We start from the raw sequence: 26,410 nt of genomic DNA on the forward strand, positions 1-26,410 counted from the left end.
GGTGGAACGTTGAGGACATCGCAATCATCGAACCCCGGGACCAGCACTACTTCCAACCGCTGTTCTCCCACATAGGAGCCGGGGCTGCACGGATGGCTGAAGCAGTCCGCCCCCAGGCGGATGTCGTGCCGCAGGGGGTTAACTGGATCCGCGGGGAGGCGGCCGACGTGCGGCCGGAGGAGAACGTCGTCGTCCTGGCCGGAGGCGATCGCGTTGGTTACGAGCACTTGGTGGTCTGTCCGGGCCTGCAGTTGGACTGGGACGCCGTTCCCGGGCTGGCCGAGGCGATGGCCTCGCCGCACGGCTCGTCCAATTACGACGCCGAGCTGGTCCCCAAGACCTGGGACCTGGTGCGAGGGCTGCAGGCCGGCACCGCCGTGTTCACTCAGCCGCCCGGGCCCGCAAAGTGCGCAGGTGCCGCCCAAAAAATTGCCTACATGGCCTGCGACTACTGGCGCGAACAGGGCGTGCTGCGGGATATCAACGTGCACTTGGTGGTGCCCACGCCTACCGTCTTCGGGATGCCGGAGGTGGACCGGGAGCTGGAGCGCAAGATCAGCGAGTACGGGATCACGCTGTGGACCTCCACCACCGTAGCCGCGGTCAATCCTGAGGAACAGAGAATGGTGCTGCACCGCTCCTCTGGGGACCGGGAGGTCCGATACGACCTGCTGCACGCGGTTCCGCCGCAGTCGGCGCCGGACTGGCTGAAAGCCACTCCCCTGCCGCCGAGGGGGAGCACAGGCGGCTTTGTCGAGGTGGATCCAGAGATTCTCCGCCACCCGCGATTTCCCAACGTCTGGTCCCTCGGCGACGCCGCAGGAACACGGAACTCCAAGTCAGGCGGGGCGCTCCGCAAACAGACCATGGTACTGGCGAAGAACCTCACCGCTGTTTTGGCCGGGCACGCGCCGGACGCGCGTTACAACGGCTACTCAGTCTGCCCGTTCACGCTGAGCCGCCGCACCGCGTTCTTTGCCGAGTTCGACGACCAATACCGACCCCAACCGAGCTACCCGGTCCTCAGGATGGCCAAGGAACGGCGCTGGCAGTGGGTGATGGACCGGCGGATCTTCCCGCAGATCTACTGGCACCTGATCCTGAAGGGACGAGCCTGAGTGTCTCGCAGCGAGGCAGGATACAGCCTGCCGGACCGCTGCCGACGGGGCGGAGCGGTTCTGGTCGGCCCTTGCGAGGCAGCGGCCGCTCAATGAAAAAGTCAGGGGTTCGATTCCCCTAAGCTCCACCAAACGAAAGGCCCCTACTTCCTTGTAAATAAAAGGAAGTAGGGGCCTTTTGCTGTCTCCATATCTAGCGCGACTTCATTGCCGGCCATGCGTGTCCCTGACTTATTGCCGCTTCACCGCCTCGGTTCTGGTTCACCCAGCTATGGCGGACTACCCGCGGGGTCTTGAAGTTTTTCGGAGATTCGCTTACGCGTGCGCCCTCACGTCCGATTGCAACCCTTGACAGGCGTGCCCGCATTCCCGCGGCCGGCTGCACTAAGGAACGGATCCAGTTTGATGAAGTCCCTCATCCGCGCACTCCTAGGAGCAGCCCTCGGATCGTCCCTGCTCGCGTCAGCACTGGTCGTCAGCACCCCAGCCCAGGCCGCGGCACCGTACAGCGCGACCTATCAGACCTACACCGCGCCCAACGGTCTCAGCAGCAAATACCACGTCTACGCCAACGGTATCGATACGAAGAAGTCCGTCGGCGTCCTGTTCGTCTTCCACGGCGACTACTCCCGCCCGGACCAGTCCTACGTCCACCACACCAAGGGCTCCGTCATGAAGAAGATGGCGGCTGAGGCCGCCAAGAAGAACATGATCATGGTCCCCGTCATCACCCCGGACAAGAAGGGCGGCATTACCTGGTGGGAGGACGCCGACCGCAACGGTGACTGGTTCCGCTCGTTGGCGACGGACTTGATCGCCAAGTACAAACTCGACTCCCGCCGAATCTGGTTCCACGGCTACTCTGGGGGCGCCGAGTTCATCACCTATGAGCTCCTCGCGGACCGCCAGGGTTGGATCAAGGGCGGCGGGGCCACCATCGTTGGCGGCGGCGGATACGACGGCATGCAGACAGCACCCCCCGCGGCCGTAAAGAAAATGAAGCTTCTCTGGATCAGCGGCAGCCGCGACGGAAAAGGCGGGACCAGCCTCAAGACCTGGTCTGCCCTGGATACCGCCAAACGGGCAGAGAAAAAATACAAGGCCCTCGGGTTCACGGCCACGAAGATGACCGTCCTGCCGGGCATTACGCATTACACCTACGACATGCCGAAACTGCTGGCCAACGACCTGAAAGCCATGCCGGCCGCCCTCGCCCCGCCCAAGGCCAAAGCCGGCGACGTCGTAGCCGTGGACTCCGCCGGCAAGCTTTATATCTACCCGTCTGCCAGAGGCGGAGACCTTAACAAGCGCCGCTACGTTTCCGCCGGCTGGGGAACATCCCTGACCGTGGAGATCGCCGACTGGAACGCCGACGGCATCCAGGACCTGATCGCCAACTGGAAGGACGGCCGGCTCACCGTCGACTACGGAATGAAGCACGGCGGCTTCAAACGCTCCACGCTGGGCACGAGCGGCTGGCAGCGCAACACCATCCTCGTTGCCCAATGGAAGACCGCCGACAAATTCCCCGGCATCATTGCCAAGAACCGCGACGGCAAGCTGTACTCGTACGCAAACAAAGACGGCGCAAAGCCAGCGCCGCGGAACCTGCTCAGCTCGGGCAACTGGAAGAGCCTGCAGGTGATGGCCATGGACTTCGACGGCAACACCAAGATGGACCTGGTCGCCCGCAACGCCGCCGGGCAGCTGAAGCTCTACCGCTCCAACGGCAAGGGCCAGCTCATCAAAGAGACCCGCAAGGTGGTCGGCGGTTCCAGCTGGAAGGCCATGACACATCTGTCCGCGGCCGAAGGGCACCTGACAACCGGCCAGCCAGGAATCCTGGCCCGCGATAAGAAGGGCAACCTGCACTTCTACCCGGTCTCCTCAAAAAAGATCCAAAAGCGCGTCACCGTCGGGGCCGGCGGTTGGAACGGCCTGCGGATCGGCTCATAGCTGCCCGAGAGTGGCGAAGAGGACACCGGGGGCCCACGCACAGGCCGGCAGCGCTGGTATGTGGGCGGCACAACGGTGTGTCCGCCAGCGTCGGGGCTCGGACGTGCCGTACACATGAAGGGATATGAAAAGCATCCGCCTTGCCCTCACTGCCGTGCTGCTGACGGGACTGACTGCCTGCAGCACCCCGGTCCTTGAAGCACCCGTTGTCACCGAAGCACCCGCTGGCGCCGCATCGCCGGTGGCGCCGGAGCCCAGTGTCCAAGGGAAGTCCGAGGCGCCCGAGCCAAAAGCTGAACAGGGACCCGCTGCCGGCACGGCGCTGGAGCAGTTGGCCACCATTGAGGTGAAGGGCCGGGCGCCGAAGACTGGGTACTCCCGGGAGCAGTTCGGCAAGGGCTGGAAGGATCCCGACCGCAACGGCTGCGATGCGCGCAACGACATCCTGCAACGCGATCTGGACCACGCGGTGCTCAAGGCCGGCGGCTGCGTGGTGACTTCAGGGGTGCTAACCGATCCGTTCACTGCGGCGACCATCGACTTCGTCCGGGGTAACACCACTAGCGGCGCTGTGCAGATCGACCACGTCGTCGCCCTCTCGGACGGATGGCAGAAGGGCGCGCAGCAGTTGGCCCCGAACCAGCGTGAAGCGTTCGCCAACGACCCGCTGAACCTGTTGGCCGTCGACGGCCCTACTAACGGGGCCAAGTCCGATAGCGACGCGGCGACCTGGCTGCCGCCGAACAAGTCGTTCCGCTGCGAATATGTGGCCCTGCAGACCGCGGTGAAAGCAAAGTACGGGCTGTGGATGACCAAGGCGGAGCGGGCGACGATCAAGAACATCCTGAGCACCTCGTGCCCGGACCAGCCGGTTCCTGCCGACGGCGGAGTGGCAATGCCGGTCGCTGCAGCTCCGGCCCCGACACCAAAGCCCAAGCCCGCCCCGGTCAAGGAGACTCCCGCGCGGGCCCCGGCCAGCGGCAATGTCTTCTACCAAAACTGCACCGCCGTAAAGAAGGCAGGTGCGGCACCAATTAAGGCCGGTGATCCGGGCTGGGACACCAAGTTCGACCGCGACGGCGACGGGGTCGGCTGCGAGTCCTGACGGGGCGGGCGGATCATGATCTCCGTTCCGCAACTAGGCGGCGAGCCCCCGGTCAGGGTTTCTTGCCGGCCAAGATGTTCTTTGCCGCCGTTCCGCGGGTTCCCTTGCAGTCTTGCGTGTACCAGTTGACCGCTGCCTTCCGGTCGGCTCCCATCCGGTAGGCCATGCAGTCGGCGACCATCTCGACCCCGTTGCTGGACTTGAAAATCTTGTTCAACCGGCTGTCCATCGCATCCAGACCGTGGCCGTAGAGGCGGAAAGTGATGATGTGGGCGCACTCATGCAGGGCGATCGCCTTGTGCTGGCTGCCCTGGTATCCCGGTGCCATTTCGATCCGAAGCGAGCCGGAGTGGGCGGTGCTTGCTGTCCCTCCTTTCTTCACGGTGATGATCTGGTTGGGGCAGTAGTTCTTCATGTAGTCATAGGAAAGCTTGCGGTATCCGGTGTAGCTGCGCGGGTTCTCGTGACGGACGGTGCCGGTCTTAGAGGTCCAGCCTTTCTCGTACGCCGAGGCGTTCACAACAATCCGATATTTCCGCGTGACGTGGGACTTCGTCTTCGGCGTCTTCGCAATGGCCAGGCGCGGAGTGCCGCTGGTCTTCTTCCAAGAGAGCTTCTGCACCGTGACCCATTTGCCGTTCTGGTGCATTTGCAGGGCGCCGGTGCGCGCAGATCTTCCGGTCCAGACGTAGACGCCGTGCCGCGCCTGGTCGCCTGCGGCCACCCTGCCTTCGGCCTCCGCGAACGGCTTTGTGTAGTTCGAGTAGCGGTGGTCGACAACGGATCGGTCACGCTTCCAGATGACCTTCTGGGCCGGGCTCGCGGACAGCGTTCTGCTGCCCTCGGTCGCCGCGATGCGCACCTGTACGGTGCCCTCCTTGGCCATCTTGTAGCCGAGCGTTGTCTTGCCGTGCTTGCCCGGCGCCTTGGAGTCGACCGTCTTCCAGCTGCTCCCGCTCTTGAGCTGCAGGGCGATCCGGTATCCGGAGGATCTCGGATCATGCCAGACCGTGAACTTTTTGGAGGGCTCCCAGCGGTAGCTGTCCAAGGAGGATCCGTAGACGACGGGCGCCTCGTAGGCTGCTGCGGCGGGTATCGTCACGGGTTCCGCAGCGGTGGCCGGCTGTCCGGCGAATACCGTGAGGCCAACCGCGGCGGCGGCCGATGCAAGGGCGACGATCAGACGTGCGGACATAGCCTCTTCTTCCGGATGCTTACGAGGAAAGGTGCGTAGAGGCATCCGGACTGGGCAGGCTACGACTCATCGCAATCGGATTCTAGCGGCCAAAGGCGGATCCACGGCGCAACACGGAGGATTCAATCTCTCGGCGGCGGAGGAAGCGCGATCGGATTGCGCAGGCTCCGTCCCAGTGGTGCGGGCCGCCTTCCCCCGACGCCCGCTGATGTCCGTTCAGCGCGCTTAGGCGGGCAGCCCGAAGAGGGCCGCCAACCGGCGGTCGGCGTCGGCGAGGGCGGCTGTGTCGAAGGTGTTGGTGGTGACCATGAGTTCGTCGGCGCCGGTGGCCTCAAGCAGCAGGCCGAGCCGCGGAGCCACCTGGTCTGCGGTCCCGTGCACTGCAGCGGCCAGGGTCTCGGATATGAGAGCCTGCTGACGCGCCGTCATCGACATGGCCCGGATGGAGTCCACCGGCTCGAGCGGCGGGAACTCCCCGCGGGTGCGTGATTGCGCCATCGCCCATGCCTCGGGCAGCAGGAGTTCCCGCGCCGCTTCGGGCGATTCGGCCACCGCCACGTTCGCCGACGCGATCACGTACGGCTCCGCGTAATAGGCGGAGGGCCGGAAGTTCTTCCGGTACCGCTCCAGCACGCGGCGGGCCAATTCTGGCTTGCGCCCGGTGAAGGCCGGACCACCAACAACGACGGCGAGACCCGCCTTGGCAGCGATCTCCGCGCCTTTGCCGGTGGCCAGCACCAAAGGCGGCGTAGCACCGCCGTCGTACGGGCGGGCAGTGATGGCGGCGGTGCCGCCGAGGTAGGACAGCAGCTCGGCCAGGTCCTCCGCGAAGCGGTCCGCGGCGTCCCGGTCCTGCCGCAGCGCCGAGCGCACCGCCGGTGTGAAGCCCACGGAGCGCCCGATCCCGAGATCGATCCGGCCGGGGAAGAGCGCCTGCAGGGTGGCGGCTTGTTCGGCCACCACCAACGGCTGGTGGTTGGGCAGCATCACTCCGCCCGAGCCCACGCGGATCCGCTTGGTCTGCGCGGCCACCGCGGCCATCAGCACCGTCGGGGCGGAACCGGCGATCCCGGGCACGCCGTGATGCTCGGCCACCCAGAACCGGTGGTAGCCCAGTTGCTCGGCATGCTGCGCCCGCCGGACGGTGGCGGCCAGGGCGTCGGACGCCGAACTGCCTTCGCGGGCATTGGCGCGGTCCAAGATGGAGAGGGGAATCGACGGAAGCTGCATACCAGTCACAACAGGGCTAGCTGGCGGCTATTCCGTCGACCGCAATTCACCTCGCCGCTGACTCCCCGGCCGGAAGCAGTGAGGCCGCTTCCAGGTCGGTGAGGACGGTGACGTCCGGATGCAGCTGGAGTACGGAGGCCGGGCAGTCCGGGTGGACGGGGCCGGTCAGGGCCTGGCGGAGCGCTTCGGCTTTGTCTCGGCCCTGCACCAGCAGCAGCAGCCGCTTGGCGGCCAGGATGGTGCCGAGGCCCTGAGTGATGCAGCGCGTGGGGACGTCGTCGAGGCAATCGAAGAAGCGCGCATTGGCCTGGCGGGTGCGTTGTGTCAGCACTTCCACCCGGGTGCGCGAATCCAAGGCTGAACCGGGCTCGTTGAACGCAAGATGGCCGTTGTGGCCGATGCCCAGGATCTGCAGGTCGATGCCGCCGGCTGCCACGATCGCCGCCTCGTAGTCAGCGGCCGCCTGTTCCTCATCCGGCCGGCTCGCGTCCGGCAGCAGAACTGTGCGGGGGTCGAGGCCAAGCGGCGTGATCACTTCGCGCTCGATGACCGCGGCGTAGCTCTCCGGATGGCCGGCCGGCAGCCCGATGTATTCGTCCAGCGCGAACCAGCGGACAGCGGCGAAGTCCAGGCGGCGGCGCGCCAAGGATTGGTAGAGGGGCAGCGGGGAGGACCCGGTGGCCAGCCCAATGACGGCCCGGGGCAGGTCTTCGACGAGCCCGGCGACCAAGTCCGCGGCCACGGTGCCGATCTCCGCTGCGTCGTGGTGCGAAACGTGCAGCTTGCGTTGCTGATCGACCGTGGCGCTCATGGGAGCCACGTCAGCTGCGCGAGTCCGGTACGGAGAGTGCGCTGTGCGGTGCCAATGGGCGGTGGCGGGGGCAGGTCAAAGTTCATGACACGTTCCTTCATCGGTACTTGTCGCATCTGCAGGAGGCGGTGTATCCGCTGGCATAACACAAACAGGTTGCAGAAAGGTTATCGAATGCGCCGGCCGGACACCGCGATCAGCACCGGATCATGCGCTCAGCGAACTCGGACGGATCGCCAACTGGGTCGCCAGTTGCCACCGTCAGGTCATAACGTCGAAGCCCGCCTGAGGTGACAGCGCCCCGTTGGCCTGCACTTGAACCAAGTGCCGGCCGGGGTAATGCACGCGGGTGGTCATCTGCCGGAAGCCGTGCACTTTTCGGAATCGGCGCATCTCGCCCGGTGCCAGGTCGGCCACCGCCAGCTTGAACACCTTGGGCGCCAGCGAACCGTTGGCCTTGACGTAGTGCACCACGTAGTCCACCGCAACGCGTGCCGGCACCGCTGCTTCATTGCGGAGCTCGACGGCGAAGCCCAGTTCTCCGGGCAAGCGGACGATGCTCTGGTCCAGTTGGGGAGCGGACACCGCCACGGCGCCCGAGGTAAAGCCAAGCGCGGCGAGGGCGCCGGGGTCAGCCTTCTTCACCAGGGAGCGCAGCCCGTGCCGGACTACCCAGGCCGCGCCGTCGCCCGGCTCCGTGCTCCAGCGTTGGGCGGTCGCCACCGTTTCGGTCGGGGCATGCCGGGACACGTCGTTCAGGTGGTTGGCCACAGAGCGCCGGACTGTCTCGCTCTCGTCTAGGTACAACTCGTCGAGGATCGGTAGCGTCGTCGGAGGCCGGGCGATGATGCCGGGTACGCGGACGGCCCAGGGCAGATACGGGCGGGTGCCTTCGCTGGCCAGCCGCCGGACGTGTTCGTCCTGGTGCGCCGTCCAGCCGCGGATGGTTCCCAAGGCTCGGTCCAGGTCTTGGATCAACAGTCGTCGGATGGCGAACTCGCTGCTCATCCGCGGAGTCAGTTCCGCGAGCAGATCCAACGCGTCGTCGAAGGCCCGCTCGCCTCTATTTTGGAGTGCCAGCGTGACCGCGGCCTCGCCGACCGGCCACAGGAGCCAGCCGGTGAAGCCGTCATCGGCGAGGGCGGTGCGAAAAACCTCGGCGGCCCGTTCGTAGCCGGCATCCAGGTCTTCGATCAGCGCCGCTGCGAGCAGGCCGGCCCGGGCCCGCAGCGCCAGTGGTTCGAGCCGGCGGCCGGCGTCTCCGAGGGCCGGCCAGGAAGGCTGGCCGGCTGCCACGGTCAGCGAAGCGCGCAGCTGCGCCACCGCGGACGGAGCCAGCAGGTCGTTCATGATCCCCAAGGTGGTCCTCCGCGTCGGCTCTGCCATGTTGTCACAGCCCAGCCTATGGCTCCCCGCCGGCGCCACCGGGCTCAGACCGCCCGCACGGCCAGTCATAGGACAGCAGCTGTCCTGAATTCGGGCCGAGGGGTGTCCCGGGCCACTGCCCGGGCACTAGAGTCACCTGACATGGACATCATTCTGGTACCCGGATTCTGGTTGGACGCGTCGTCGTGGTCGGAGGTGACTCCGCCGCTGGAAGCCGCAGGGCATCGGGTCTACCCCCTCACACTGCCCGGGCTGGAGTCCGTGGATGCGCCGCGCGCGGGCATCGGCCTCCGGGACCACATTGATGCCACGGTGAAAGCGGTGGACGAGCTGGGCGGGCCGGTGATCCTGGTGGGACATTCCGGTGGCGGAGCCATCATCCACGGCGTGGTGGACCAGCGCCCGGACCGCGTTCTTCGCGCCATCTACGTGGACAGCGGCCCGTTGGGCGAGGGCGGTGTGATCAACGACGAGCTGCCCGCCGAGGGGGACGAGGTGCCGCTGCCGGACTGGAGCCTCTTCGGCGACGAGGACCTGACCGACCTGGACGACGAACTCCGCGCCGCCTTCCGGGCCCGCGCCATCCCGCAGCCGAGGGGCGTCGCCCAAGACCCGCAGCACCTCTCCGACGAGCGCCGGTTCAACGTCCCGGCCACCATCATCACCTGCGAGTTCACGCCGGAAGAGCTTCAGGGCTGGATCGACGCCGGGGCCCCGCAGATGGTGGAACTGGTCAATATCAAGGATGTGGAATACGTCCATCTGCCCACCGGCCACTGGCCGCAGTTCACCAAGCCGGCCGAACTGGGCGAGGCCATTCTGGCCGCGGTCACCAAGACGGCGGGGGCAACCCAGGCATCATGAGCGCCGCCGCCCTGCTGCCCGCGGTTGCGGCGGCGCTCGCCGAGCACGGCCTGACCTACGAGGTTCTGGCCTGCGATCCGGATCTGGCGGACACCGCCGCGTTCTGCGACCACTACGGCTTCTCGCTGGAGCAGTCGGCGAACACCATTTTGGTGACGTCCAAGAAAGTGGAGCCGGCCAAGTACGCGGTCTGCGTGGTGCTGGGAACCACCCGGCTGGACGTGAACAAGTCGGTCCGCGAGTTGCTGGGCGTCAAGCGGGCCTCCTTCGCCGATGCCGAAACCACCCAAGCGGTGACCGGCATGGAGATCGGCGGAGTGACCGCCGTCGGCACCTCGGGCCAGACCATCTACATCGACGCCGCGGTGCTGGAGCGCGAGCTCGTGGTGATGGGCGGCGGCAACCGCACCAGCAAGCTGCTGCTCAGGCCGCAGGAACTGGCCAAGCTGCCGCACGCCGTCGTTGTTGAGGGCCTGGCCAAGCCAGCTGTGCCGGTCCACGCCACCGGCAGCTGAGCGGACGATAGTGCAGGCTTCCCTTATCTTGGCTTGCCTTACCTTGGTGGCGGTGATACAAACCGGCACATAATCTGGGAAGCATGGGACTCACAGGAAAACTTGCAGAAGCGTTCAACGATCAGGTCACGCTGGAACTTCAGGCCTCCGTGGTCTACCGCCAGCTCGCCATTGAAATGGATGCCGTCGACCTGCCCGGCATCGCCGGCTGGTTCCGGGCCCAGGCCGAGGAAGAGGTGGTCCACGCCAACAAGTTCATCGACCACATGATGGACCGCGGCGCGCACCCGAAGATTCAGGCGATCACCGCTCCCGCGGTGTCCGCCGGGACCGTGCTGCAGGCGTTCGAAGCCTCGCTGGCGCACGAGAAGAAGGTCTCTGAATCCATCCGCGACCTGTACCGGCTGGCGCAGCAGGAGGGCGACATCGACTCGATCCCGCTGCTGAACTGGTTCGTCGAGGAGCAGTTGGAAGAAGAAGCCACGGTCGGCGAGATCATCGGCCGTGTCAAGCTGGTCAACGACGACGGCCCCGGCCTGCTGCGCCTGGACGAGCAGCTCGGCTCCCGCACGGCTGGCGAAGACAGCTAACAACCGAGGTTCCCCCACCTCAACCACAACGCAAAGGACGACGTCGGCGCTCGCCTAGGCACCGACGTCGTCCTTTCTGTGGGTGGCAGCACCCTTGACAGGGTGCCGATTCCCGGGTCGACTCGGTCTCAAAGCTGTGCTCGGGGAGGGCAGAGCCCGGAGCCGATCAGGAGAAGAGAGCCTGAGTACGGGTGTGGCAGGCGTTTCCCACTTTCCCGATGGTCGAGTTCGCATCAATCCCTTGCGCCGGATGAACGCAGCTGCTGGCGTCCTATTCCGTCGTTTGGCACACGGATGAAGTTGGTCAACGACGGCCCCGGACCGCTGTGGCTCGACGACCAGCTCGCTCTCGCACCGCCGGCGAAGACAGGTGGCAATGCGAGGGGCGAGGTCGGTGCTCAGCTGGGCACCGACGTCGACCACAAATGGTGCGCTGCTTCCGTCGAGGTTCACTGGGGGTCTTGCCGCCGGTGTTCGACGCCCCTAGGTTGTAAGTGGACGCCTGCGGGGATAGGTTCCCGACCGGGAGCCGGCGGTGCGCCCAAGAAGGATAATCAGCATGGCAACAGGCACCGTCAAGTGGTTCAACGCCGAAAAAGGTTTCGGCTTCATTAGCCAGGATGACGATGGTCCGGACGTGTTCGCGCACTTTTCGGCCATCTCCTCCGGCGGCTACCGCTCCCTGGAGGAAAACCAGCGGGTGGAATTCGACGTGGTTCAAGGCCCGAAGGGCCTACAGGCCGAGAACATCCGCACGCTTTAACAATCTGAAACGAACTGCGCCCCGGACCCTTGTGGTCCGGGGCGCAGTTCGTGGAACGCTGCTTAGACGTGCTGGTCCACGATAACCGGGTTGCCGTCCGGGTCCAGCAGCATGAAGCTTGCGGGGCCGCCCGTTCCCTCGTCTGCTTCTGACAGGAATTCCACGCCCTCCGCTTTCAGTTCCCGCTGGAGATCACGCACGTCCGTGAACGAGTCGAGCGCCTTGGCGTTCTGGTCCCAGCCCGGGTTGAAGGTCAACGCGTTCTTCTCGAACATGCCTTGGAAGAGCCCGATCACGGCCTCACCGTTCTTCAGGATCAGCCAGTTCTGCGTGATATCACCGCCGTGGTCGCTAAAACCGAGCTTCTTGTAAAACGCAGCAGAAGCCGCGATGTCCTTGACGGCGAGGCTGATCGAAAAGGCGCCGAGTTCCATGCGTTACTCCACTCTGCAGAATGATGAACTCTTCCGATGATAGCCACGGCCGGTCCGAGTGGTGCCTGAACACCGTGCGGATCAGTCTGGCAGGATCGTCCCCGCCGCAGGGAACCGCGCGGCTTCGTCGCGCATGCTGCTGCCAAACTCTCCGTGATACAGCGACTCGGTCAGGGCGAAATGGAAGCCCTCGGCCGGCTCCAAGGTCTTAAATTCGGCAATGATCCATCCGATGTCCGGGTCCTGCTGGGCACGCCAATCCCAAACGACCGTCTGAAATGCGCCTGGGTTCAGCTCCGCCGTGACGGCAGTGATCGCTCCGATCCGGTTCATCTGCAACAAGTGGCCTTTACCAACCAGCGTGTTCATGATGTATGCCTCTACCGAGGCGTCGACTTTGCGCCCTTCCCCGCCGGACGCGAAAAATCTCTGCACGTTGCTCACCTCACTAAGCGAGGGGAAGTCAGGCTGCCCTGCGGGTGAGCCGGAATATGTGACTGTGAACCAGGGGTTTGAGAAGCCGCACCGGCGCGGGTTATTCGTACCAGCCGACGTTCCGGTCGTATCTGGAGACGAGGGATCCCGTGCCGCGCCGGTCGCTGCCGCCGGTGGGAAAATAGATGGCGCCGAAGGACGCTCCGGCGCCATCGATCCGTTTCTGGGCCCACACCTTGGCGTCGTTGAGGTGCATCCGAGGCACTCGGGTGCGGGTCCCTGAACCAGCCGCGAGATAGATTTCCAGCTGGTACTCCCCGGGCAGGGACCGGTCCGGAGGCGGTGAGGGGGCTTTCTCGTCTCTGGTGCTGATCAGTATCTCTGCCAGGGCGTGGAGCGTGAACTGATCTCCGGCAGGCCTTCCATGCGAAATATTTTCAGTGCGCAACTGTAGCGCTACATCTTCGACCGTGTCGCCGTCCGCGGGAACGAAGCTGAAATTTTTAACCGCCGTAGCGTCGCCACCGACGCTTTCCAAGTGTTGGGTGAATTGTGCGGAGCTGGAGATATCCATATTCATTGTGCTATCCCTGCTGACTGCCAGCGTTGTCACCGGCTCTTTTCACACTAGCCCGGAATACAGGAGGTAAACCGATCTGGGGAAAGAAACTTGGGCAGGGACCTGGCAGTCTGCGAGATACCGCATCGTTTCCGGGGTAGCCGTCCATCCCTCGGGACGGCACTGGTCTCTTGGCGGGCCGAGTTGGGCGGCGCATCCTGAAAGAACTAATGCAGCACGAGATATGGGGATGGTTTCTATGGCAACAACATCGTCTACCGGCGGCGCCTTCCAGATCCGCGGCCTGTGGGCCGATGGCTTCGGCCGGGCAGGTACTCGTGCCGCGCAATTCATATTGCTCCTGATCGCCGTGTCCGTTGCGATCTACGGGCTGATACAGCTTAAGCTCATCGTCATCCCGCTCATGGTGGCCCTCATCTTGGCCGCAGCGCTCAACCCGGTGGTCGCCTTCCTGCGCGGCAGAGGGCTTCCCGGTGCGGTGGCAACCTGGATCACCTTCCTGGCCGCCGTTGTCGTGCTCGGAGGCATTGTCACCGGCATAGTCTTCGCGGTCCGCAGCGAATGGAGCGAATTGGGCACAGCCGCCATCAATGGATTCGAGGAGCTCCGGAAGTTCGTAGTTTCCGGACCCCTGCCCCTGAACCAGGAAACGATCGACAGGGGCATTGACGCCGTGACCGCTTTTGCCACTAGCAGCCAGTTCGGTGCCGGTGCTCTGGTCGGCATTTCGACGGCGGCGGAGGTCATCACGGGTGTCCTGTTGAGCGCCGTCGTCCTCTTCTACTTCCTCAAGGACGGCGGGCGGATCTGGGACTTCTTCCTCCGGCCCTTTCACGGTGAGCGCCAGCGTAGACTGCGCAGCTCCGGGGCGAGGACCCTTGTGGTGCTGGGCCAGTATGTGCGGGGCACGGCGATCATCGCTTTGATCGAGGCTGTGGTCATCGGCGCGGCTCTATTCATACTGGGGGTGCCCCTGGCCCTTCCGCTGGCCGTCATCGTTTTCCTCGGGGCCTTCATACCCATGGTTGGGGCGGCGGTAGCCGGGACACTTGCCGCCCTGGTCGCGCTGGTCGCCAACGGGCCCCTAGTGGCGCTGATAGTGGTGGCCATCGTCATTGCAATCAACCAACTCGACGGTCATGTCCTGCAGCCGATTGTGATGGGGAGATCGCTGCGCCTGCACGGCCTCGTCATCCTCCTGGCCCTGGCAGCCGGTGTCATCCTCGCCGGAATCATCGGTGCGTTGCTGGCGGTGCCGCTGGCGGCGGTGACCTGGGCGATTATCAAAATCTGGACCCAACCAATGACCGGCACCGGGCCGGACCGGGTCGGAACGAAGGGCAGCTCCCGAGCACTGTGGAAGTCGCATATCGCCGAGCGCAAGGCAGCAGTTGCCTCAACTCTTCGGCAGGTCCCGGGAAGACGCCGTTGAGCCGCCAGCGTCAGGAGAAGGGACCAATGCGGTCAGAGCCCCTTCTGCAGCCGCCGGAGAAGTGGGGGATGCTGGCCCCACGTAAGGGCTAGTCGAAGGAAATGTCGTGGGCCAGGGTCTCGATTTCCTCCCGCCGGGCCTCATGGGCTAGACGCTTTGACAGTGCATCTTCATCCAGTTGTTCCTGCTCTCGCCGTGTCTGGTCGCTGATTTCCCGGACCAGGGAACCGATGACGGACGCCAGACCGGCTTTCAGCTCTTCCAGACTGGTGTTCACGATCTCCAGCCGTGCTTCGGTGATCACCAGGCTGATGTGGCCATAACCCTGCTCCCTGAGCCGCTCGTGAGTCGTCGGTCCCTGTATCAGGCGCGCTTCGGCCGGAAGAACACGCCGGGAAAACGCAACCGAAACCGTGTATCTGGCCGGGGCATCAGCACCGTAGAGTTCCCGCGAAACCGCCACCACGGAGGTCAGCCGCAGTGTCGAGTCCGGCGAGTTTCCCCGTGCCGGTTCGTGGGATGACACGTTGATGCTCATACGGTCATTTTCCCACCCCGTGCCTGCCATGGTCCGTACGGGAGGACACCGAATTCCCGCTCCCGGGCGGTCAGAGGCCGCCGAGATGGAAGGTTGCGCCTGACGCCTCAGGGCATAATGCGGCGGTTGTTGTTTTGGCTGCGGCGCTGCTTAGCGTGATGCGATTACCAGCGATCAGGGGCAGGGCCCCGGGCGAAGCGGCGCCCGGTGACCTTCTCAGGGGTGATGGCCACGAAGACGTATTTCACCGTAGGAATCCACGAATGCTGCAGCAGTTTCTCTGCGGCCTCCGTCTCGGCCCTATTAGGCAGGATTTCCGCCGTGCCGTGAACAATAACGCTCCATGCGAAATCCTCCGTGAACCCGTCGGTTTCAAACGCCACGTGACGGTTGATAGTCAGGTTTACCAGCTTGCTCCCCTCCGCCGTGCAGAAAAGAACAATGCCCTCGTGTGCGAGGTATTTGACGGGAAAGATCTCGGGCACATCGCCCACAGAGACGGCAATTCGCCCCAGTTCGGACCCAGCCAGCAGGTTCCACGAGTCGGTCGAATCGAGTTCTAGAACGGGATGCTCTTGATCTGGCATCATGAGCTGCTCTTTTCCGCGAGATGTTAAGGGCGGACGTCCAATGGGTTGTGTGAACCGATGTGGCCCCGGCTCATTGTCTTCCGTGGAAGCTCGGACGGTCACATTCTCGCCACAGAATCCTCGTCTTCCTTCGAGAACGGACCCTGTGTGGCGACCATGAGACCAGTCTGTCCGGACAAGATTCAAAGATCAGCCCCCTGACGTCTGCCGGGCTCCCTAGTCCTGCCGCGCCGTTGCCACCGAACTGGCCGGCGGTTGACGGATTCGACGGCCGTCAGCACTGTCGCGGAAGCAGAACACGGAGAACTTTTCCTCAGGCTACGGTTCCGGGTTGCGCCGGTGTTCCTTTCGTTCACGGACGCGCTGCTCGTGCTCCAGCCGGTGGTGTTCCTCGCGCTCGTGTTCCACCGGGATCAGCTCCGGATGGTTCAGCCGCGAATGCTGGCGGCCATACAGGAAGTAGATGGCCAGGCCGATGACCAGCCAAATAGCAAAGCGCAGCCAGGTGAGCGTGGTTAGGTTCAGCATCAGCCAGAAACACAACACCGCGGCCAGGATGGGCACCACCGGTGAGCCCGGCACGCGGTAGGCGCGCGGCAGGTCCGGCCGTTTCTTCCTCAGCACGACGACACCGATGCTCACCAGAATGAAGGCGGAGAGGGTGCCGATGTTGATCATCTCTTCCAGCACGTCCACGTTGGTGAAGCCGGCGACCAAGGCCACCAGTGCTCCAGACAGGATTTGCACCCGGGCCGGGGTTTTTTGATGCTCGGTGGTGTGGCTCAGCCAGCGCGGCAGCAGGCCGTCGCGGCTCATCGCGAAGGCAACCCGGGCGAGGCCCATCAGCAGGACCATGATGACGGTGGTGAGCCCGATCAGGATGCCGACCGAGATGACCTGCGCGGCCCAGTCTGCCCCGACGTCGATGAACGCGGTGGCCAGGGAGGCCTCATCAGCCGCCGCCAGATCCCTATAGGAAACCATTCCCGTCAGGGCCAGGGCTACCAGGATGTACAGGACGGTCACGATGGCCAGGCCGCCGAAGATGCCCCGCGGAAGCGTCTTCTGCGGGTTGCGCACCTCTTCCGCGCTGGTAGCCACGACGTCGAAACCGATAAAGGCGAAGAACACCAGCGCCGCGCCTGCCAGAATGCCCAGTACACCGTACTGCTGAGGCTCAGCACCGCTGAGGAAGGAGAACAACGACTGGGTCCAGACGCTTCCCCCGGTGCTCGCGGTGGGAACCGGATCCGGTACGAAGGGAGTGTAGTTCTCCGCCCGCACGTACGTGAAGCCGATGACGATCACGAACAGGACAATGGCCACTTTGATGATGGTAAAAACGTTGTTCACCCGGGCCGACAGTTCGGTGCCGAGCACCAAAAGGGTGGTGAAGATGGCAACGATCAGCAGCGGACCCCAGGTCAGCTCCAGACCGAAAACACTGACCGTGGAGGGGACATCCATGTCGAAAAGCAGGAAAACATTGCTGAGATAGATCCCCCAGTACTTGGCGATGACCGCCCCGGCCGTGAACAGCTCCAAGATCAGGTCCCACCCGATGATCCACGCCAGCAGTTCGCCCAAGGTCGCGTAAGTGTAGGTATAGGCGCTCCCTGCCACCGGGATGGCTGAAGCGAACTCGGCATAGCACATGATGGCCAGCGCGCAGGTGACGGCCGCCAGCACGAAGGACAAGGTCACGGCCGGCCCAGCAAAGCTGCCGGCAGCCTTCGCCCCGACTGAGAAGATACCAGCTCCGACAGCAACCGCCACGCCGAGGATCATGAGGTCGAAGGTGCTCAGGGTGCGTTTAAGCTCCCGCCCTGGCTCCTCCGAATCCGCCATGGACTGTTCGATTGACTTGGTCCGAAAGAGGCTCATGGGACCAGTATTCTCAGGATGGCCCGCCTCGGATACCTTTTTATCTGGCCAATGTGGGCGAACCTTTGCTCGACGTTCAGGTCTCCCCAGCTGCTTACACTCCCAGCCAGACGCCGTCTCCCGTTCTCGTGCACGGAATCAAAGGGAGGCATCGCGTGTCTTGGATTCGGCTGACTCATCTGAACGTAGGGTCGATTCATGGAGAAGAGTCGAATCGTCGAGCTGGAAGGACAAACCTCGATCAACGACTTGCTGGACGAGCCGGTCGGGACAATTCCCATCCAGATGGCCCTGCCCATCTACGTCCAGCATGGCCCGGAATGCATCCGGCGTCTGTCCTAAAAGACGAAGCCAGCATGGCTGCTCTCATTTAGGAAGTTATTGCTTCGCAACATCGGAAACCCTCGCGTACCAGCCAGCCCGCGGTTAGCCTGAGACAAATGTTGCCACGAAGAAGGGTAAACGTGCGTGAGTAGGCACCAGGCGAACCACTTCTCTTTGCACGAGCTCTACGTCAGCGCGGCGGGTATCCCCGGGTCTGTCTCTCTCGTAGAGGATCCGCAAAGAAATACGCATTTGGAAGGCCTCGCCGAGAACCTCGGCGCCAAGTACGCAGTGAAGCGGTAATACCTACAGACAGGGACATGATGCGCACGCTGACCAAACTGACAGCCGGTGCTGCGGTACTCCTGGCGCTGGCGGGCTGCACCAGCGGACCACGGTCCGAGCCATCCGATCCGGAAGCCTCGGCAGATTTGATCGACGCCCCCGCAGGCGATTCCAAGAACCTGACCGTCGAATCCAACAAGCAGCTGCTGGCGGAGGAAGGCGGTTACAAGTTCTACTCCTTGGTGCCACTGGCGGGCAGCTCCGAGAGCAGCGGCGGCGCCAGCCTGTGCGTGGTCGTTCAGGAGGGGACGCAGGAAGCTGTTGGATGTGGTGACTCCGCCACCTCCTACGTAGGCTGGGAGGTTGACGGAACTCCCGGCCTCCTGGAAGCGAAGCTGGCCTTCAATGGCTATAACGCAAGTAAAGACCTGGCCCAAGGCTGGCGCTACCTGCACCCCAACCTGCTGGTGCGCGGCCTGGATGATCCGCAACCCCGGATGGCTGTTCTCGACGCTCCGGAAGAACCGTCCGACGCACTGACCGGCGACGCCAAGCATCTATTCGGCGTCAAGGCAGACAGCGCTCGGCTGCTGGCCAAGGATGACGCCCACGCGTTCTATGCCGCAATTCCGAACGATCCCGATAAAGGCGATATCTGTGTGGTCGTGGAGAACCTGACAGCCGACACAGCATCTGCCAGCTGCAGTCGCGTCCCCAGCGTGGAACTGGAATCCGCTGGCGTGAAGGCGAAGCTCGTTGTCGATGACTACGACGCCAGCAACGAATTGGCTGACGGTTGGCGCCAACCGCACAAGAACCTGCTGGTGAACCCCTGATCAGCCCGAAACTGTTGCCCGCAGTTCATTCCGCTCATACTCTGAGCTCAACGACAGGAGACAGGCATGGAATTTGCCATCATATTTGCCGTACTTTGTGCGGCGTGTATCGCTTGGGTGGTTCTCGGTGCCCGCGCTGACCGCCGACAAGCAAAGAGTTCCCGGGCTCCAGTGAACACGGAGGCAGCCAGCACAGCAGGTTTTGGAGCCACCGCCTATGGAGGAGATGCCGGCGGTGGTGGCGGCGACTGCAGTTGACAGTTGTCAGGAAACTATGAAGCCCGGACCGTCATCGGTCCGGGCTTCTAGTCGATGAAGGCGGCCTTCGAGCTGTACTCCTGATAGAGCCTGGCTGCGTCGCCCAGCGGCAGCTCGCCGTACTTCAAGGCGGTCAGCAGCCCGTCGAGTTGCGCGCTGGCGGATTCTGCCGTTGAGATCTGCTCTGCGCTGTTGCGTGAGTTGGCAAGGCTGGACGCTACGGCAGCGACAAGGGAGAGGAGCGAAGCCAGGATACAAATGATCTGCCAGACGACCGAGGGGCTGGATAGCGAGAAAATGCCGGCCACGGCTGCGTTGAAACTGTCCTGGCCGAAACCCGGCCCGGCCGTCAACGCGGCAACGGCGGAGCTGGAAATGATGCTGACGGTGGTCAGTCGGTTGCGTCTGGGGCGCGCGTGGCGGAGAAAGGCCCTGATGTCATCACGTCGCTCGTCGATTTGCCGTGTTAGGTCCTGGCGGTTCTGTGCGTCATCCATGATGTCCTCGTCCCTGCCGCTAAATCTGCGGCTGCCTTCCGAGAGGTATCGCTGCACGGTATATCAGAATCCCCGGTAGGGCCATCCTGGCGGTCTGCCCGGGCGAAATTTTGCTGAGGGTTGGCCGGGCCCATTCCTACGCCAACATCTGACCGGCGTGGTCCCACCACGCCAAAACGCGGGTGCCGTAGAAGGTGAGCCATTTGGACGGTTCCCCGGGCGGCACATCGACCTCGAACCAGACACGTCCGGGGTGGCGGCGTTCCTGCAGCCACGTCCCGTCGGGCCGGCGGGCGGAGCGGACCACTTCCACGGCATCGGCCAGCCGGGGGTCGGGTGCGGCGCCGTCGTACAGGTTGGAAGACCTAAAATAGTCCACGGCGTGCAGCGCACTGTGGACGAACCGAAACGGGTAGGCGAAGTGGGTGGCCCACGGCCCGACGATTTCTCCGGTGGACTTGGTGTAGAGCAGGCGGCGTTCCAGCAGGTACTCCTCGCCGGTGTGACGGGCGGCGAGAAGTTCGTCCGTTCCGCTGGTGGCGGACTCGTAGTACAGCAGCCCTTTCAGCGTGTTGAGGGTGGAATGGAACGAGGAGCGGGTGGAGCCCTCTACCCACTGGCAGTTCCAACCGCCGTCGAGCAATTGATGCTCAAGGAACCAGGCAGCGATCCCACTGACATCGGCACCCAGCCAGGCGCCATTGGCGAGCGTGAACGCGTTGATGCAGCAGTCCACTTCGCCGTCCCAGTACGGCAAGTTGTCATACTCCCAGCGGCTGTTGGCGGCGAGCCGTTCGGCGGTGCCGGCGAGTACTGCCGCATCAAGGCCCCAATCGCGCAGCGTGTTGAGCGTCCAGGTGGTGGCCGTCCACGGCTGCCCGGCTTCCTCGGCTGCTTCCGGGCCTTGGAAGTCGAAGTCGACCGGGAAGTAGGCGCCGCCAGCCCACTGGCCATCGGCGTCCTGATGCGCCAGCAGTTGCGCCCCGAATCCCTCCGTTGCCACACGCGCCCTAGTTGCCATCCACTGCTCGGGCGGCGCGTGGGCGAGGTCCCGTTCGACCTGCCAGCGCAGGGCCGGGTCGGAGTCGAGCATCCAGTCGAGCGGCACCGTCTCGGGGTCCATGGGGAACAGAGTAGCGGCCGCCCGAACGGAACAACACCGGCCCTGAGCCGTGGGCGGCAGAAATGGCGGGGAAACCGCAAGGACGACGTCGGCACCCGGGTGGGCGCCGACGTCGTCCTCTCAAGCCGGGAAGGCGCTGCGGGGAAATCAGCCGCCGACTACTTGCGCGTCGATCAGCACCGGACCGGTGCCCTGCAGCGCCTTTTGGTAGGCCGCCTCGAATTCCTCGCGCGTGCTGGTCCGTTCGGCGGGCACGCCGTAGCCCTCGGCGATGGAGACGAAATCGATGCCGCCGAGCTTGAGGCCGGGCACGTCCGGCACGCCCATCCGCTGGGCGAAGCCGGCGAGGGCACCGTAGCTGGAGTTGTTGACGATGACGAACACCGTCCGGGTCTGCCGCTGGGCCGCGGTGTACAGCGCGGTGATGCCGTAATTCGCGGAGCCGTCGCCCACGGTCGCCACGATGGTCTTTCCGGGATCGCCGAGCGACATGCCGACCGCCACCGGCAGGCCGAAGCCTAGGCCGCCCGACGCCGGGAAGTTGTACATGCCCGGGCGGTCGATGGCGATGCGCTCGAGGTAGTCCAGGTCCAAGGTGGTGGTCTCGTTGACGTAGGCGACCGTGTCATTGACGTGGGCATTCAGCACTTCGAGGATTTCGGTGCCGGTCATCCCGTCCGGCGAGGTCTTGGCCGCCGGCAGCTCCCGGGTACCGGGCTCGCCGCGCCGCTGGCCCCGATCCTTCACGCCTTGGGCCAAGGTCTTCGCCGCGCCTGCCATATCGGCGACGACGGACCGGCCAAACGGCGCGCGGGTCGCCTCGCGGGGGTCCTGGGTCAGCTGGATAACTTGGGTCCCGGCCTCGAGGTAGTTGCTCGGCTCCCAGCGGTGATAGCGGAAGACGGCGGCACCGAGGACCAGCACCACGTCGTGGGCGGCCAGGCGGTCGCGCACCGACTGGATGCCCGGCACGATGACGCCCTCAAAGTTCGGGTGGGTGGTGGGGAAGGGGCCGCGCGAGGGCGACGGCGCGACGAAGACGGAGGCATCGGTTTTCTCCGCCAGCGACACCACGGCGTCGAACACGCTGGGATCGTCGACGGCGGCGGCGTCCACATGCGGGCCGACGACGAGTGCGAGCTTTTTCGCGCCGTCGACTGCCGCGATGAGTTCCTGCGCCAGGGCATCGGGGAGGCCGCCGGCGGTCACCACCGACCGCTCGGTGAGCAGGGCGTCGTCGTCGAGGGCGGGTTCCGCCCAGTCATCGAGCGGGACCGAAACGTAGACGGGCCCGCGCGGCTGGGCGGAGGTCTCGAACACGGCCTGGGAAAGCGTACGCGGCACGTCCTCGGCGGCCAGCGGCTCGTGCGAGTACTTGACCAGCGGGGCCGGCAGCATCGAGGCGTCAGCGCTGGCCAGCATGGTCTCCTGGCCGACGGTGCGGCGGACCTGCTGACCGGCCAGGATGACCATCGGGATATGGCCGTAGTGGGCGTTGGTCAGCGCGCCCATGGCGTTGCCCGACCCGGAGGCGGCGTGGAGATTCACCAGCGCGGGCCTGCCGGTGGCGCGGGCGTAGCCCTCGGCCATCCCCACCACCACCTGCTCGTGCAGTCCGAGGATGAAGTCGAATTCATCGGTCAGGCCGGCGAGGAAGGGGAGCTCGTTGGACCCGGGGTTGCCGAAGATCGTGGTCATGCCGTGGGCACGGAACACGTCCAAGGTCGTCTCCAGTACCGTCTTCTGTGTGCTGGCCACTGGTTTGCCTCCTAGTAATTCTTTGTTTGCGGTTACTGCGTTGGTTAGTCGGGGCGGCCCGGCTCTTGCGAAAGATTGAGGGCGGCTGCCTCACGCACAGACGCTGCAGCTTTGACCAGCGCAGCCTGCTCCTCGGGGTAGCCCTGCCAGTCTGCCATCTTGACTCTGCCGGAGCTCATCGTGACCGGCAAGGCGATGAAGGCTTCGTCATACCCTTGAGCTCCCGCGGTCCAAGCGGCTGCGGGAAAGGTTTCGCCGCGGGCCATCATGCCGATCATGCGGAGAACACCAAGTGGGGTGGTCCAGCCTGAACTGCGGCCCGGCTCCAGGGCAGACCAGCGCTGAAACCAGCCATCGATGTCCTCGCGGATATGTTCTTGCTGGGCAGCGGACAGGGCGACCGGTGCGCCGTCGACCAGCAGGGAACTGAAGCACGGCACCTGTCCATTGCCATGTTCGCCCAGGACCTGGGCGTGGACCCGATGCGGTTCTATTCCGAGTTCCCTGGCTACTGCGGCTTGGAACCGCACCGAATCGTTGATGCTGTAGCCCAGTATCCGGTCGGGGCTGATGTCGGTGAACCGGTGCAGGCACTCGGCGAGCACGTCGACCGGGTTGGACAGCAGCAGGACGATGCCGTCATTGCCCGACAGCTTCTCGATCGCCGGGGCAAGCAGCCTGAGTAACCGCAGATTGGCGGCCAAGAAGTCGCGCCGGTCCCCGCCTGGCACCTCCGGGGCAGACGCGGCCACGATGACCACGTCGGCTGCCTCCCAGGAGTCAGTAGCTGCTGGATTAACAACGCTCAGCCGGGGTGCCCTGACGCCGGCCAGGACCTGGGCCTCAGAAATGTCGATGGCATGGGCGCGCGCAACGTTCTCTTTGACGTCGACCAGTTGGATCGTTTGGCCTACGCCGGCCAGTGCAAGTTGGTACACGACGCCCGACCCGATGAGCCCGGCAGCGCCGATCACGGCGATGCTGCGGGGCCACGCCTGACCTTCGTCCGGTCTTTGCTCGGCCCGCGGCGGATTGGTTTCAGCTTTCACAGTCTCTTCTTCCGTCTCAAAGGAACTGATCGTCGACACCCAGGGTCTTGTGCAGCATACCTACGTCCGAGCCCCGGCTGCTGCCGGCCGCCGTTTGCCCGGCAGCGGCCGTCCCCCGTCTTGAAGAGGCAACGGACGACGTCGGTGCCGCACCGACGTCGTACCTTTGGGTTAGGGAGGTTACTTCACCTTGTCCTTGAGGAACTGCACAGCACGACTCCAAGCCAGCTTGGCCGCCTCGGGCCGGTAGTTGCCCTGCGGGTTTTCGTCGTTGTGGAAGGCGTGCGGGGCGTCATAGAAGTAGTAGTTCACTTCCGCGCCGGATTCGCGGCGGATCTGCTCCTCCTGCGCCTTGGCCTTGTCCACCGGGTAGGACGTGTCCTGCTCGCCGTAGTGGCCCTGGATGGCGGCCCGGACACCCTCGTAGGATTTGGGAACCGCCTGCCCCACGCCATAGAACGGCACGGCGGCGCTGACCCGTTCGCCTTGCTGCGCGGCCAGCGCGAGCACAAAACCGCCGCCCATGCAGAAGCCGATGGCACCCACGGTGGAGCTGGTGACGGCCTCGTGGGCCTGCAGGTAGTCGACGGCGCCGGCCAGCAGGCGGGCGCCTTCCGCCTCGGGCAGCTTGGACATCATCTGCGCCGCTTCCTTGCCGTCGTGGGCGATGCGGCCGCCGAACAGGTCCGGGGCCAGCGCCACGAAGCCTTCGGCCGCCAGACGGTCGGCCACATCTCGGATGTGGTCCACCAGGCCCCACCACTCCTGGATGACAATGACGCCGGGGCCGGATCCGGACTCCGGCAGCGCCAGGTAGCCGTGGGCCTCGCCGCCCGCGGACTCGAAGGTGACATTCTGGAAGGTCGGGTTTTCAGCCAAAGTCCTACTCCTGATCGCTCGGGGCATACGGCATCAGTCTAGGGACAGGCGCCGAAGATGTCTCCCGGCCGACCCCGGCGCCCCACGGCGGGGACTTCAGCTGCTGGCTTGGCTTCAGGCCGCGGTGCTTTCGCGGAAGCCACCGAGCCGGCCGCCGTGGAAGACCAGGGGGTCGCCGTCATCGGCAGTCATCTCCAGGACTTTGGCGATGATCAGGACGTGGTCGCCGCCGTCGAGCTCCTGCTGGACGGTGCAGTCGATCCAGCCCAGGGAGCCGACGATGTGCGGGGTGCCGTACGCGGAATGTTTCCACTGGATGGCCGCGAACTTGTCCTCGGCCTTGCCCGCGAGTGCCCTGCAGACCGGTTGCTGTCCGGCGGCGAGCAGGTTTACGCTGAACACGACGGAGCGGCGGATCTTTGGCCAGCTGGTGGACGTGCGGGCGATGCTGAAGGTGACCAGCGCCGGGTCCAGCGAGAGCGCCTGGAAGGTTCCGACGATCAAACCGCAGGGTCTGGCGGTGGCCGGATCGGCGGCGCAGATCGCTGCGACGCCGGTGGGGAAGTGGCGCATGACGGCGCGGTAATGGTCGGGCTGGATTGCCGGGGTGACGGCCGCGAGGCTCATGACTCTTCCTTAGGTCGTGGGGGCGAGTTCGGCGGTGGCTGCGGTGATGCTGGCCTTGACGTCCCGCGCGGCGCGCAGGCCGCTTTCGATGGCGCCGTCGATGAAGCCGGCCCAGATGTTGGCGTAGTCGCTGCTGGCGAAGTACAGCACGCCGGTGTTTTCCTGCTGGGCCGCGAGGTACCGGGTCAGCTGGCGCGGCTGCTGGATCAGCCAGGTTTCCTGCGAGTACTGGTCCGCCATCCAGTCGTGGCCGGTTGTTTCCAGGACCTCAAGGTCGTTGCGCCAGACCTTCAGCGCGCTGCGGACGGCCTGGATGTCGTTGACGTCGAGCCGTGTGGCATCGGCGCCGAACGCGACCAGCACGGCGTCGGTCTCGCTGATGAATTCCGTGCGCACCACCGAGAGCGGGTGGTGCTGGGAGGAGTAGGCGAAGAACGGCTTGATCGGGCCGCGGACCCGGATCCAGGCTTTGACTCCCTGCGACGCGGTCTTCTCCATGCTCGGGCGGATCTTGCCCTCCGGCAGGGCGGGTGCGACGTCGAGCTGGTACAGGGTGTTCTGCGGGACCGTGAGGACCACGCGGGATGCCGAGATGCGGTGCCCGGCGCCATAGCTGACCAAGGCGGACTCGGCGTCGTGCTCTATTGAGGAGACGGGGGAGCCGAGCCGGATATCCGCCCCCGAGTCGCGGGCGATGGCATCCACCAGGCTGCGGGTGCCGCCGGCGAGGCGGAAGATGGCCGACGCCTCGTGCATGAGATGCCAGGAGCCGGCCGTCGCAGCCGTCCAGCGCAGGGCGTTGGTGTAGGCGCACCTTTCCAGCGGGGCGTTGAAGTGACCGACCCAAGCCGCTTCGTTGGCATTGCGCTCGTCCACGGACAAGTCCAGTTGGTCGAGCATCTCCTGCAGGTTGAACTGGTCGACGTCCTCGATCCCGGGCGCCGTCAGGGGCATGTCCGGGCGGGGGATCCACTTCATGGTGTCTTCGAGCAGGCGGGTCATGCCCGGGTCGATGAGCTTCATGAAGTCCTCGAGGTTGCCGCGGCGCACCTGGCTGCCGGCCAGCCAAAAGGTCTCCTCGGAGCGGGGGCCGCGGGTCACTTCCAGGCCGTAGCGGGTGACCTCGGCCCAGGAATGCGGCTGCGTCCAGTGCAGCCAGGTGCCGCCCATCTCCAGGTCGTGGCCGAGCCGGTGGTCCGTCCAGGTGCGGCCGCCAATCCGGTCCCGGGCTTCCAGGACAACGACGTCCAGGCCCTGGAGCGTTAATTCGCGGGCCGTGATCAGTCCGGCGAATCCGGCGCCGACAATGACGACATCGGTGGTTTCAGTCATCTGTGGTTCTCCTGCT

28 protein-coding genes are annotated in these 26,410 nt (G+C 64.9%); 11 read left to right on the top strand and 17 right to left on the bottom strand.

Translation table 11 applies throughout. The features are described 5' to 3' along the window. The 3 genes from AC5RWT_RS16025 to AC5RWT_RS16035 form a co-directional block, all read left to right on the top strand. Nucleotides 1-1,118 (top strand): NAD(P)/FAD-dependent oxidoreductase (locus tag AC5RWT_RS16025; protein ID WP_494081010.1); only part of this gene is annotated, 1,118 nt, incomplete at its 5' end. 405 nt (nt 1,119-1,523) lie between these two features. Further along, entirely contained in the window at nt 1,524-3,074 is a 1,551-nt protein-coding gene (locus AC5RWT_RS16030) for a hypothetical protein (RefSeq protein WP_494081011.1), read from the top strand. Nucleotides 3,075-3,198: 124 nt separating this feature from the next. After that, nucleotides 3,199-4,179: a GmrSD restriction endonuclease domain-containing protein gene (locus AC5RWT_RS16035; protein WP_494081012.1), complete on the top strand. Its 981-nt coding sequence runs from the start codon at nt 3,199-3,201 to the stop codon at nt 4,177-4,179. A gap of 52 nt (nt 4,180-4,231) precedes the next feature. Here the strand turns inward: AC5RWT_RS16035 and AC5RWT_RS16040 are convergent, their stop codons facing one another. From AC5RWT_RS16040 to AC5RWT_RS16055, 4 genes are all read right to left on the bottom strand, one after another. After that, entirely contained in the window at nt 4,232-5,374 is a 1,143-nt protein-coding gene (locus AC5RWT_RS16040) for a hypothetical protein (RefSeq protein ID WP_494081013.1), read from the bottom strand. A gap of 225 nt (nt 5,375-5,599) precedes the next feature. Further along, entirely contained in the window at nt 5,600-6,604 is a 1,005-nt protein-coding gene (locus AC5RWT_RS16045) for an LLM class flavin-dependent oxidoreductase (protein WP_494081014.1), read from the bottom strand. A gap of 46 nt (nt 6,605-6,650) precedes the next feature. Then, nucleotides 6,651-7,415, bottom strand: coding sequence for a glucosamine-6-phosphate deaminase (locus tag AC5RWT_RS16050; protein WP_494081015.1), 765 nt, complete (start codon nt 7,413-7,415; stop codon nt 6,651-6,653). 261 nt (nt 7,416-7,676) lie between these two features. Next, complete coding sequence (locus AC5RWT_RS16055) at nt 7,677-8,801, bottom strand: DNA alkylation repair protein (protein WP_494081016.1); 1,125 nt, start codon at nt 8,799-8,801, stop codon at nt 7,677-7,679. 141 nt (nt 8,802-8,942) lie between these two features. Here AC5RWT_RS16055 and AC5RWT_RS16060 point away from each other — a divergent pair, with 141 nt between their 5' ends. The 4 genes from AC5RWT_RS16060 to AC5RWT_RS16075 all read left to right on the top strand — a co-directional run bounded on the left by AC5RWT_RS16060 (nt 8,943) and on the right by AC5RWT_RS16075 (nt 11,533). Next, nucleotides 8,943-9,665, top strand: a complete 723-nt coding sequence (locus AC5RWT_RS16060) for an alpha/beta fold hydrolase (protein ID WP_494081017.1) — start codon at nt 8,943-8,945, stop codon at nt 9,663-9,665. Next, nucleotides 9,662-10,180 (top strand): YbaK/EbsC family protein, encoded by a 519-nt coding sequence (locus tag AC5RWT_RS16065; RefSeq protein ID WP_494081018.1) that lies wholly within the window; start codon nt 9,662-9,664, stop codon nt 10,178-10,180. The genes AC5RWT_RS16060 and AC5RWT_RS16065 overlap by 4 nt, the downstream gene beginning before the upstream one ends. Nucleotides 10,181-10,263: 83 nt before the next feature. Continuing rightward, a complete protein-coding gene (locus tag AC5RWT_RS16070) occupies nt 10,264-10,770 on the top strand; it encodes a ferritin (protein WP_494043050.1) in 507 nt (168 codons plus the stop codon). 559 nt (nt 10,771-11,329) lie between these two features. After that, nucleotides 11,330-11,533, top strand: a complete 204-nt coding sequence (locus tag AC5RWT_RS16075; protein ID WP_127512273.1) for a cold-shock protein — start codon at nt 11,330-11,332, stop codon at nt 11,531-11,533. Nucleotides 11,534-11,595: 62 nt separating this feature from the next. On the opposite strand, the gene AC5RWT_RS16080 is transcribed toward AC5RWT_RS16075, so the two are convergent. From AC5RWT_RS16080 to AC5RWT_RS16090, 3 genes are all read right to left on the bottom strand, one after another. Then, nucleotides 11,596-11,967, bottom strand: a complete 372-nt coding sequence (locus AC5RWT_RS16080; protein ID WP_494043049.1) for a VOC family protein — start codon at nt 11,965-11,967, stop codon at nt 11,596-11,598. A gap of 81 nt (nt 11,968-12,048) precedes the next feature. After that, nucleotides 12,049-12,411 (bottom strand): hypothetical protein, encoded by a 363-nt coding sequence (locus AC5RWT_RS16085; RefSeq protein ID WP_494081019.1) that lies wholly within the window; start codon nt 12,409-12,411, stop codon nt 12,049-12,051. Nucleotides 12,412-12,502: 91 nt separating this feature from the next. Further along, nucleotides 12,503-13,015, bottom strand: coding sequence for a hypothetical protein (locus AC5RWT_RS16090; protein WP_494081020.1), 513 nt, complete (start codon nt 13,013-13,015; stop codon nt 12,503-12,505). A gap of 205 nt (nt 13,016-13,220) precedes the next feature. Between AC5RWT_RS16090 and AC5RWT_RS16095 the strand changes: the two genes are divergently transcribed. Then, nucleotides 13,221-14,414, top strand: a complete 1,194-nt coding sequence (locus AC5RWT_RS16095; protein WP_494081021.1) for an AI-2E family transporter — start codon at nt 13,221-13,223, stop codon at nt 14,412-14,414. An 88-nt stretch (nt 14,415-14,502) separates the two neighbouring features. Here AC5RWT_RS16095 and AC5RWT_RS16100 read toward each other — a convergent pair whose 3' ends face one another. The 3 genes from AC5RWT_RS16100 to AC5RWT_RS16110 all read right to left on the bottom strand — a co-directional run bounded on the left by AC5RWT_RS16100 (nt 14,503) and on the right by AC5RWT_RS16110 (nt 17,426). Continuing rightward, nucleotides 14,503-14,952: a hypothetical protein gene (locus AC5RWT_RS16100; RefSeq protein WP_494081022.1), complete on the bottom strand. Its 450-nt coding sequence runs from the start codon at nt 14,950-14,952 to the stop codon at nt 14,503-14,505. A 164-nt stretch (nt 14,953-15,116) separates the two neighbouring features. Next, the gene (locus AC5RWT_RS16105) at nt 15,117-15,542 is read right to left on the bottom strand and encodes a pyridoxamine 5'-phosphate oxidase family protein (RefSeq protein WP_494081023.1); all 426 of its coding nucleotides are present in this window, start codon (nt 15,540-15,542) and stop codon (nt 15,117-15,119) included. Nucleotides 15,543-15,860: 318 nt separating this feature from the next. Continuing rightward, on the bottom strand, nt 15,861-17,426 hold the full coding sequence (locus tag AC5RWT_RS16110; protein WP_494043043.1) for an amino acid permease: 1,566 nt from the start codon (nt 17,424-17,426) through the stop codon (nt 15,861-15,863). 198 nt (nt 17,427-17,624) lie between these two features. Here AC5RWT_RS16110 and AC5RWT_RS16115 point away from each other — a divergent pair, with 198 nt between their 5' ends. The 3 genes from AC5RWT_RS16115 (at nt 17,625) to AC5RWT_RS16125 (ending at nt 18,871) form a co-directional block, all read left to right on the top strand. Beyond that, nucleotides 17,625-17,768 carry a hypothetical protein gene (locus AC5RWT_RS16115; RefSeq protein WP_494081024.1) on the top strand — a complete coding sequence of 48 codons (144 nt, stop codon included), beginning with the start codon at nt 17,625-17,627 and terminating at the stop codon, nt 17,766-17,768. Between the two features lie 126 nt (nt 17,769-17,894). Beyond that, complete coding sequence (locus AC5RWT_RS16120; RefSeq protein WP_494081025.1) at nt 17,895-18,053, top strand: hypothetical protein; 159 nt, start codon at nt 17,895-17,897, stop codon at nt 18,051-18,053. 17 nt (nt 18,054-18,070) lie between these two features. Further along, the gene (locus AC5RWT_RS16125; RefSeq protein WP_494081026.1) at nt 18,071-18,871 is read left to right on the top strand and encodes a hypothetical protein; all 801 of its coding nucleotides are present in this window, start codon (nt 18,071-18,073) and stop codon (nt 18,869-18,871) included. 305 nt (nt 18,872-19,176) lie between these two features. Here AC5RWT_RS16125 and AC5RWT_RS16130 read toward each other — a convergent pair whose 3' ends face one another. The 7 genes from AC5RWT_RS16130 to AC5RWT_RS16160 all read right to left on the bottom strand — a co-directional run bounded on the left by AC5RWT_RS16130 (nt 19,177) and on the right by AC5RWT_RS16160 (nt 26,394). Next, nucleotides 19,177-19,626 carry a hypothetical protein gene (locus AC5RWT_RS16130; protein ID WP_494043039.1) on the bottom strand — a complete coding sequence of 150 codons (450 nt, stop codon included), beginning with the start codon at nt 19,624-19,626 and terminating at the stop codon, nt 19,177-19,179. A gap of 136 nt (nt 19,627-19,762) precedes the next feature. Next, nucleotides 19,763-20,749, bottom strand: coding sequence for a squalene cyclase (locus AC5RWT_RS16135; protein WP_494043038.1), 987 nt, complete (start codon nt 20,747-20,749; stop codon nt 19,763-19,765). Nucleotides 20,750-20,896: 147 nt separating this feature from the next. Then, nucleotides 20,897-22,507, bottom strand: a complete 1,611-nt coding sequence (gene mdlC, locus AC5RWT_RS16140; protein WP_494043037.1) for a benzoylformate decarboxylase — start codon at nt 22,505-22,507, stop codon at nt 20,897-20,899. Nucleotides 22,508-22,551: 44 nt separating this feature from the next. Beyond that, nucleotides 22,552-23,556 carry a lactate/malate family dehydrogenase gene (locus AC5RWT_RS16145; protein WP_494043036.1) on the bottom strand — a complete coding sequence of 335 codons (1,005 nt, stop codon included), beginning with the start codon at nt 23,554-23,556 and terminating at the stop codon, nt 22,552-22,554. Nucleotides 23,557-23,736: 180 nt separating this feature from the next. Continuing rightward, nucleotides 23,737-24,435 (bottom strand): dienelactone hydrolase family protein, encoded by a 699-nt coding sequence (locus AC5RWT_RS16150; protein ID WP_494081027.1) that lies wholly within the window; start codon nt 24,433-24,435, stop codon nt 23,737-23,739. Nucleotides 24,436-24,549: 114 nt separating this feature from the next. Beyond that, on the bottom strand, nt 24,550-25,062 hold the full coding sequence (locus AC5RWT_RS16155) for a flavin reductase family protein (protein WP_494081028.1): 513 nt from the start codon (nt 25,060-25,062) through the stop codon (nt 24,550-24,552). Between the two features lie 9 nt (nt 25,063-25,071). Further along, nucleotides 25,072-26,394: a flavin monoamine oxidase family protein gene (locus AC5RWT_RS16160; protein ID WP_494081029.1), complete on the bottom strand. Its 1,323-nt coding sequence runs from the start codon at nt 26,392-26,394 to the stop codon at nt 25,072-25,074. Nucleotides 26,395-26,410 lie beyond the last annotated feature (16 nt).

Source organism: Arthrobacter sp. Dra40 (genome assembly GCF_059091905.1).

Coding starts and splice junctions, on each gene's coding strand:
- AC5RWT_RS16030 (WP_494081011.1), top strand. CDS start 1,524: ATGAAGTCCCTCATCCGCGCACTCCTAGGAGCAGCCCTCGGATCGTCC.
- AC5RWT_RS16035 (WP_494081012.1), top strand. CDS start 3,199: ATGAAAAGCATCCGCCTTGCCCTCACTGCCGTGCTGCTGACGGGACTG.
- AC5RWT_RS16040 (WP_494081013.1), bottom strand. CDS start 5,374: ATGTCCGCACGTCTGATCGTCGCCCTTGCATCGGCCGCCGCCGCGGTT.
- AC5RWT_RS16045 (WP_494081014.1), bottom strand. CDS start 6,604: ATGCAGCTTCCGTCGATTCCCCTCTCCATCTTGGACCGCGCCAATGCC.
- AC5RWT_RS16050 (WP_494081015.1), bottom strand. CDS start 7,415: ATGAGCGCCACGGTCGATCAGCAACGCAAGCTGCACGTTTCGCACCAC.
- AC5RWT_RS16055 (WP_494081016.1), bottom strand. CDS start 8,801: ATGGCAGAGCCGACGCGGAGGACCACCTTGGGGATCATGAACGACCTG.
- AC5RWT_RS16060 (WP_494081017.1), top strand. CDS start 8,943: ATGGACATCATTCTGGTACCCGGATTCTGGTTGGACGCGTCGTCGTGG.
- AC5RWT_RS16065 (WP_494081018.1), top strand. CDS start 9,662: ATGAGCGCCGCCGCCCTGCTGCCCGCGGTTGCGGCGGCGCTCGCCGAG.
- AC5RWT_RS16070 (WP_494043050.1), top strand. CDS start 10,264: ATGGGACTCACAGGAAAACTTGCAGAAGCGTTCAACGATCAGGTCACG.
- AC5RWT_RS16075 (WP_127512273.1), top strand. CDS start 11,330: ATGGCAACAGGCACCGTCAAGTGGTTCAACGCCGAAAAAGGTTTCGGC.
- AC5RWT_RS16080 (WP_494043049.1), bottom strand. CDS start 11,967: ATGGAACTCGGCGCCTTTTCGATCAGCCTCGCCGTCAAGGACATCGCG.
- AC5RWT_RS16095 (WP_494081021.1), top strand. CDS start 13,221: ATGGCAACAACATCGTCTACCGGCGGCGCCTTCCAGATCCGCGGCCTG.
- AC5RWT_RS16100 (WP_494081022.1), bottom strand. CDS start 14,952: ATGAGCATCAACGTGTCATCCCACGAACCGGCACGGGGAAACTCGCCG.
- AC5RWT_RS16105 (WP_494081023.1), bottom strand. CDS start 15,542: ATGATGCCAGATCAAGAGCATCCCGTTCTAGAACTCGATTCGACCGAC.
- AC5RWT_RS16110 (WP_494043043.1), bottom strand. CDS start 17,426: ATGAGCCTCTTTCGGACCAAGTCAATCGAACAGTCCATGGCGGATTCG.
- AC5RWT_RS16115 (WP_494081024.1), top strand. CDS start 17,625: ATGGAGAAGAGTCGAATCGTCGAGCTGGAAGGACAAACCTCGATCAAC.
- AC5RWT_RS16125 (WP_494081026.1), top strand. CDS start 18,071: ATGATGCGCACGCTGACCAAACTGACAGCCGGTGCTGCGGTACTCCTG.
- AC5RWT_RS16130 (WP_494043039.1), bottom strand. CDS start 19,626: ATGGATGACGCACAGAACCGCCAGGACCTAACACGGCAAATCGACGAG.
- AC5RWT_RS16135 (WP_494043038.1), bottom strand. CDS start 20,749: ATGGACCCCGAGACGGTGCCGCTCGACTGGATGCTCGACTCCGACCCG.
- AC5RWT_RS16155 (WP_494081028.1), bottom strand. CDS start 25,062: ATGAGCCTCGCGGCCGTCACCCCGGCAATCCAGCCCGACCATTACCGC.
- AC5RWT_RS16160 (WP_494081029.1), bottom strand. CDS start 26,394: ATGACTGAAACCACCGATGTCGTCATTGTCGGCGCCGGATTCGCCGGA.